Origin of the sequence: Saccharothrix sp. NRRL B-16348 (assembly GCF_001280085.1) — a bacterium.
In the GTDB taxonomy this organism is placed as follows: Bacteria; Actinomycetota; Actinomycetes; order Mycobacteriales; family Pseudonocardiaceae; genus Actinosynnema.
The window spans coordinates 151,338-157,821 of the sequence record NZ_LGED01000024.1 but is presented as its reverse complement, the minus strand read 5'-3'; the positions used below and the strand labels follow the sequence as shown (position 1 = coordinate 157,821).

Here is a 6,484-nt window from a genome sequence, read left to right as displayed (position 1 = left end):
GATGGCTGCCCCCTTGATACGTGTGGTAGCCCGGAGGGAGGTCGGTGGGATGACACGAAACCCGCACCAACGACGGACCCGCCACAGAACCAGGGCAGTGGGGGTCATCCTGCTGATCTGCCCGTCCGGCGAGGACATGCTTTTAAGCTTTTGATCTTTAAACCAGCGGTACCGGCCGACCGGACGGCCCGGACGTCATCGGTCGCGGCGGCGGTAGGCCAGGGTGGCGGCGACCGCGCCGGCCAAAGCCCCAGCACCGAGCACCGACGGGACGCCGATCTTGGCCGCCTTGCGGCCGGTCCGGAAGTCGCGGATCTCCCAGCCACGCTTGCGGGCCGTCTCACGCAGGCCCGAGTCCGGGTTCACGGCGACGGCCGTGCCGACCACCGACAGCATCGGCACGTCGTTCACCGAGTCCGAGTACGCCGTGCACCGGCGCAGGTCCAAGCCTTCCTTCGCGGCCAAAGCCCGCACCGCGTGCGCCTTCGCCCGGCCGTGCAGCAGGTCACCGACCAGCCGACCGGTGTAGATGCCGTCGGTGCTCTCCGACACCGTGCCCAGCGCGCCGGTCAGGCCGAGCCGGCGCGCGATGATCTGGGCCAGCTCCACCGGCGTGGCCGTCACCAGCCACACCCGCTGGCCCGCGTCCAGGTGCATCTGAGCCAACGCCTGCGTGCCCGCCCAGATCCGGTCCGCCATCAGCTCGTCGTAGATCTCCTCGCCGAGCGAGACCAGCTCGGCCACCGACCGGCCTGCCACGAACGACAACGCCTGCTCACGGGACGCCGCGACGCTCTGCGGGTCTTCCCGGCCGCCGACCCGGAACTTGAGCTGCTGCCACGCGAACCCGGCCAGGTCGGAGTTCTTGAAGTACTTGCGGGCCGCGAGTCCGCGGGCGAAGTGGAAGATCGACGCGCCCATCATCATGGTGTTGTCGACGTCGAAGAAGGCGGCGGCGGTGAGGTCGGTGGGCGCGCTCCCGGACGGCCCGACCGTCGTTGCGGCCTCGGCCGAAGCCTCGCCGGCCAGGGCGGCACGCCGCTCTCGTTCCGCCGAGCCCTCCACCACACGCCTTTTCACCACGTCAGCGCCTCCCGCGGTCCGATGGGGACAGGGTAGCGATCAGCCGCTGAGGCCGGGCAGCGGCAGCGACGGGAGGGTCAACGTGGGCAGCGGCAGCAGCGGGCCGGGCGTCGTGGTGGTCGGCGCGGACGGCAGCGACGGCGTCCCGGTGCCCGGCACGCCACCCGGTGTGCTCGTGCCGCCCGGGGTGTTGCCGGACGTGGTGGGCGCGACGTCGGTCGGGGCCGGCGGCACGGACGGCAGGCCGGTCGGCGAGGTGCGGGGGTCGACGGGCGGGGCCGCGCACTCGTCCTCGGCCGGCACCGGTCCGACCTGGTCGACCTGCCCCGACGTCACGGAGGCGCAGTCGGCCCTGGCGTGCAGCGCGGACGCGCGGTCGGCGATCCGGTCGAGCAGCTCCAGCGACGTGTCCGCGCGGTCGGCGGCCTCGGTGGGCAGCGCCGCGCGCAACTCGGCCAGCCGGGCGGCCTGCGAGCCTGCCCAGTCGCGCAGTTCCACGAGGGCGCGCCGATCCGAGTTCGTGCCGAGCGCGGCCAGCACGCGGGAACCGGCCGCGGCGTCGGCGTCGAAGTCGGTCAGCGCGGTCAGGTAGCCGCCGAGCGGTCCGCCGCCGGACTCGCGGTACCGGTCGACCAGCGTCTCGATCTCGGCGACGCGCGCGGCGGCGAACTCCAGGCGTTTGTGGCCCTTCGACTCCTCGTCGAAGGTGAGGCCGAGCGAAGCCGACTCGGCGGTGCGCTTGACGCCGTACAGCGCGTCGCCCGGCAACGCGTCCCGGCTGAGCAGCAGGCTCATCCCGGCCAGCGAGAACAGCAGGCACAGCGCGGCGGCGAGGGCTACCGCTAATCGGCCGCGCGCTCCGGCGCGGCGCTCCCGGACGGGCCGGTCGAGCTTGGTGGGCGGCGGCTCGGCCGCGCCGAGCACCCGTGCCCGCATCCGCGCCTTGGCGGCCTCGTCGGGGCCCGCGGTGACTGCGGCTTTCCGCAGGAGTGCCACCACGGCCAGGTCGTCGGCGAGCTCGTCGCCCTCGGCCGGCTCGGACCCGGGATGCGCGTCGACCGCGCGGGCGAACTGCTCGCGCTGCCTGTGCCGCCACAGCGGCGTGATCCCCTTGCCTACCATCCCGCTTGGCCAACCATCCCGCACGTCTCGAGCGATCCTGCCCCGAACAACGAACCGGGAGGTCCCGGGGTTACGCGAACGTCGAGTGGTGCGACGGTGATCTCACCGCAGCCAGGTGGGCAGCAGTTGGGCCAACCGGCGCACCGCTCGGTGCTGCAGGGCCTTGATGGCGCCCTCGTTGCGGCCCATCCTCGCCGCCGTCTCCGCCACGGACAAGCCCTGGATGAAGCGGAGGGTGATGCATTCACGCTGGTCTTCACCCAATTGGGCGACACAGCGGAGCAGTTCGGCGTTGGTCGCGTCGGTCAGCACTTCCTGCTCGGGACCGTCCGTGACCTCGCGGTTGTCCGCCAGTTCGGCGGTCGTGATCTCCAGCCGGTAGCGGCTCGACTTCACGTGGTCGAAGACGATGTTCCGCGCGATCGTGACGAACCAGGCGCCGACGTCGCGGCCCTGGTAGCTGATGGACCCGATGCTGCGCAGCGCACGGAGGAACGTCTCGCTGGTCACGTCCTCGGCCAGGGTGCGGTCGCCGACCCGGAAGAGCACGTACCGGTAGACCACGTCGACGTACCGGTCGTACAGCGCGCCGAACGCGTCCGTGTCGCCGCCCTGAGCGGCGCGGACCAGGTTCCACGGCTCGTCGGCCGCGTTGCTCTCCACGCTCTCGATCGTGCTCGACTGCCCTCCCGCACTCCACCTCGAGCGGAGCGTCCGGATGGTTCGGACGGAGTTCTCGCGTGCCCTTGCGGTCATCGGCTCGCGGCACCTCCACAGAGTCGCCGTGCCGGCAGCATACGTGTTGTTACTCCGTAGTAGGTAGCGGCAACCGGTCTCGAATCTGCGACGCGGACGGAGGCACTGCGTGACGCCGCCCGCCCGTGACAGACTGCGCGGAGGTCCGCTGTGGTTCACCAGGAGGTCACGTTGACCGCACCCGCAAGCAACATCGCCGACCTGGTTCGCGCCTCCGCGCACCGTGGACCCAAGCACGTCGCACTGGTGGATGTCACGGCCTCCGGCGAGGATCCGACCGCGAGCAGCTACACGTGGGCGGAGTTCGACGCCGCCGTCGACGGCGAGGCGCACCGGCTCGTCCGGGCTGGCGTCGAACCCGGCGACCGGGTCGTCGTGCGGCTGCCCACCGGTCCCGCCTTCTGCGTCGCCGTGTTCGGCGTGCTGCGCGCGGGCGGCGTGCTGGTGCCCGCCGGTCCCGGCCAGCCGACGCGCGAGTTGCAGCGCCTGGTCGCGGACAGCGGCGCGAAGCTCCTCATCGGCGACGGCGGCGGCGCGGACGTCGAGGTGCTGCCCGCGCCCGCGATGGAGCCGGGCGAGGAGTTCCCCGCGATCGGCTCGGGCGAGGACCTGGCCGTGCTCGGCTACACCTCCGGCACGTCCGGCTCGCCGCGCGGCGCGATGCTGTCGCACCGGGCGCTGCTGGCCAACGTCGAGCAGTGCGCGTCCCTGCGCCCCGCGCCGGTGACGGCGGGCGACCGGGTGCTGCTGGCGCTGCCGCTGTTCCACGTCTACGGCCTCGGCCCCGGCCTGCTCCAGGTGGCGGGCGCGGGCGCGACGGCCGTGCTGCTGGAGCGGTTCGACCCGGACCGGGCGCTGACCGCGATCCGCGAGCACCGGGTGACGACGCTGGTCGGCGTGCCGCCGATGTACGCGGCGATCCTCGCCCAGCCCGTCGAACGGCTCCGCGCCGACCTGGCCACCGTGCGCCTGTTCACCTCCGGCGCCGCGCCCCTGGCCGCCGGCCTGCTCGACGCCATGCGCGACGCCGTCGGCCTGCCCGTCTACGAGGGCTACGGCCTCACCGAGACCGGCCCCGTGCTGACCACGACCCTGGCCGGCGGCGTGCCCAAGGCCGGTTCGGTCGGCCGCGCGCTGCCCGGCGTGCTGGTCCGGCTGGTCGACACCGACGGCCGGCCGCTGGACCAGGACGAGGACGAGCCCGGCACCGGCCTGGTCGCGGCCAAGGGCGACAACCTGTTCAGCGGCTACTGGCCGGACGGCGCGCACGGCCCGGACGCCGAGGGCTGGTTCCGCACCGGCGACGTCGGCTACCTCGACGCGGACGGCGACCTGCACCTGGTCGACCGGGCGGGCGACCTGATCATCGTCAACGGCTTCAACGTCTACCCGCACGAGGTCGAGCAGGTGGTGGCCGAGCTGGCCGGCGTGGCCGAGTCGGCGGCGGTCGGCGTGCCGGACGAGCGGACCGGCGAGTCGGTGAAGGTCGTCGTGGTGCCCGCCGAGGGCGCGGACCTCACCGAGGACGCGGTGAAGGACCACTGCGCCGGCCGGCTGGCGAAGTTCAAGGTGCCGACCGTGGTCGAGTTCGCCGACGCGCTGCCGCACTCGCCGACCGGCAAGCTCGCGCGGGCCCGGCTGCGCCTACCCCTAGCCTGAACGTCGTGAGCCACCACGTCACCTTGATGAGCCGCGTCGACTGCCACGCCTGCGAGCAGGCGAAAGCCGACCTGGAGCGGATCTGCGGCGAGCTGGGCGTGCCGTGGGACGTGCGGGACGTCGACGCCGACCGGGAGCTGCGCGCCGAGTACGGCGACCGCGTGCCGGTGATCCTGGTCGACGGCGAGGAGCACGGGTACTGGTCGGTCGAGGAGGACCGGTTGCGCGCCGCCCTGCGCTGAGACCCGGGGCCGACGATTACCGGCCGCTTACGGAATCGGCCGGCCGGCGTCCCGAGGGTGTCGAATTGAGCACATGAACCGCTCGACCGCCGCCCTCATCGGAGTCCTCGGCGTGGCCGCCGCGCTCGCGGCCGGGCACCTCGTCGCGGCCGTGGTCGGGCCGTCGGCCTCACCGTTCCTCGCGGTGGGCAACACCGCGATCGACTTCACGCCGAGCGCGGTGAAGGACTTCGCGGTCCGCGCGTTCGGCACCCACGACAAGCTCGTGCTGCTGCTCGGCATGGCCGCGGTCCTGCTGGTCGCGGCCGTCGGCGCGGGCCTGCTGTCCCGCCGCTCGCCGCTGCCGGGCACGGTCCTGGCCGGCGTGCTCGGCCTGCTGGGCGTCGCCGCCGTGCTGTACCGGCCCGACCTGGGCCAACTCGGCGTCCTCGCCCCCGTCGCGGCCCTGGCCGCCGGCGTCGTGGTCTTCCGGTGGCTGCACACCAAGGCCACCGGCCACACCGAGGCCACCGGCCCGGCCGACGGCAGGCGCGCGTTCCTCATCGCCTCGGGCGCGACCGCCGCGGGCGCCGGTCTCGCCGCCCTGGTCGGCCAGGCCGCCGGCAGCCGGGTGGACGTCGAGGCGTCACGACGGGCCGTCGGCGCGCTCGAACCCGCCTCGCCCGCACCGCCCATCCCGCCGGGCGCGGACTTCGCCGCCGAGGGCACGCCCACCTTCATCACGCCGAACGCGGACTTCTACCGGATCGACACCGCGCTGAGCGTGCCGCGCGTGCGCGCCGAGGACTGGGTGCTGCGCGTGCACGGCCTGGTCGACCGCGAGCTGAACCTCCGCTACGACGACCTGCGCCGCCGTGACCTGGTCGAACGCACGGTCACCATGGTCTGCGTGTCCAACGAGGTCGGCGGCCCCTACATCTCCACGGCGAACTTCGTGGGCGTGCCGCTGCGGGACGTGCTGCTGGAGGCGGGCGTCCGCGACGGCGCCGACCAGCTGTTCTCCACCAGCGCCGACGGCTGGACGGCGGGCTCGCCGGTCGACGTCGTCCTGGAGGAGGAGCGCGGCGCGCTGATCGCCCTCGGCATGAACGGCGAGCCGCTGCCGCTGGAGCACGGGTTCCCGGCACGCCTGGTCGTGCCCGGTCTCTACGGCTACGTCTCGGCCACGAAGTGGGTCGTCGACCTGGAGCTGACCACGTTCGAGGCGAGGCGGGGCTACTGGCTGGACCGCGCGTGGGCGCGGAAGGCGCCGGTCAAGGTGATGTCCCGGATCGACCGCCCGGAACGCGGGTCCACCGCCTCCGGCCGGGTCGTGGCCACCGGCGTGGCGTGGGCCCAGCCCACCGGCGTCCGGGAGGTCGAGGTCCGGGTCGACGGCGGCCCGTGGCGGACCGCGACCCTGGCCGACGACGTGAACGGGTCGACGTGGCGCATGTGGCGGGTCGAGCTCGACCTGCCGCCCGGCGGCCACACCATCGAGTCGCGCGCCACCGACAAGTCCGGCTTCACCCAGCCGCAGGCCCGCGTCGCCCCGATCCCCGACGGCGCGACCGGCTGGCACAGCGTCTTCTTCACCGTCGACTGAATCACCCGAACGGGGGCGAACGGGAATTCACCCCACG

General features: G+C 73.5%; 6 protein-coding genes. 3 read left to right on the top strand and 3 right to left on the bottom strand.

Annotated features, from left to right (window positions below):
• Nucleotides 1–195: 195 nt before the first annotated feature.
• From ADK67_RS05955 to ADK67_RS05945, 3 genes are all read right to left on the bottom strand, one after another.
• Nucleotides 196–1,083 (bottom strand): HAD family hydrolase, encoded by an 888-nt coding sequence (locus tag ADK67_RS05955; RefSeq protein WP_082403242.1) that lies wholly within the window; start codon nucleotides 1,081–1,083, stop codon nucleotides 196–198.
• Nucleotides 1,084–1,122: 39 nt separating this feature from the next.
• Complete coding sequence (locus tag ADK67_RS05950) at nucleotides 1,123–2,205, bottom strand: DUF5667 domain-containing protein (RefSeq protein WP_053715355.1); 1,083 nt, start codon at nucleotides 2,203–2,205, stop codon at nucleotides 1,123–1,125.
• A 102-nt stretch (nucleotides 2,206–2,307) separates the two neighbouring features.
• Nucleotides 2,308–2,961, bottom strand: coding sequence for a sigma-70 family RNA polymerase sigma factor (locus ADK67_RS05945; protein ID WP_082403241.1), 654 nt, complete (start codon nucleotides 2,959–2,961; stop codon nucleotides 2,308–2,310).
• A 171-nt stretch (nucleotides 2,962–3,132) separates the two neighbouring features.
• Here ADK67_RS05945 and ADK67_RS05940 point away from each other — a divergent pair, with 171 nt between their 5' ends.
• From ADK67_RS05940 to ADK67_RS05930, 3 genes are all read left to right on the top strand, one after another.
• On the top strand, nucleotides 3,133–4,620 hold the full coding sequence (locus ADK67_RS05940; protein ID WP_053715378.1) for an AMP-binding protein: 1,488 nt from the start codon (nucleotides 3,133–3,135) through the stop codon (nucleotides 4,618–4,620).
• 5 nt (nucleotides 4,621–4,625) lie between these two features.
• Nucleotides 4,626–4,862, top strand: a complete 237-nt coding sequence (locus tag ADK67_RS05935) for a glutaredoxin family protein (protein WP_197289301.1) — start codon at nucleotides 4,626–4,628, stop codon at nucleotides 4,860–4,862.
• A gap of 73 nt (nucleotides 4,863–4,935) precedes the next feature.
• Nucleotides 4,936–6,447, top strand: a complete 1,512-nt coding sequence (locus tag ADK67_RS05930) for a molybdopterin-dependent oxidoreductase (RefSeq protein WP_053715354.1) — start codon at nucleotides 4,936–4,938, stop codon at nucleotides 6,445–6,447.
• The last annotated feature ends 37 nt before the right edge of the window (nucleotides 6,448–6,484 follow it).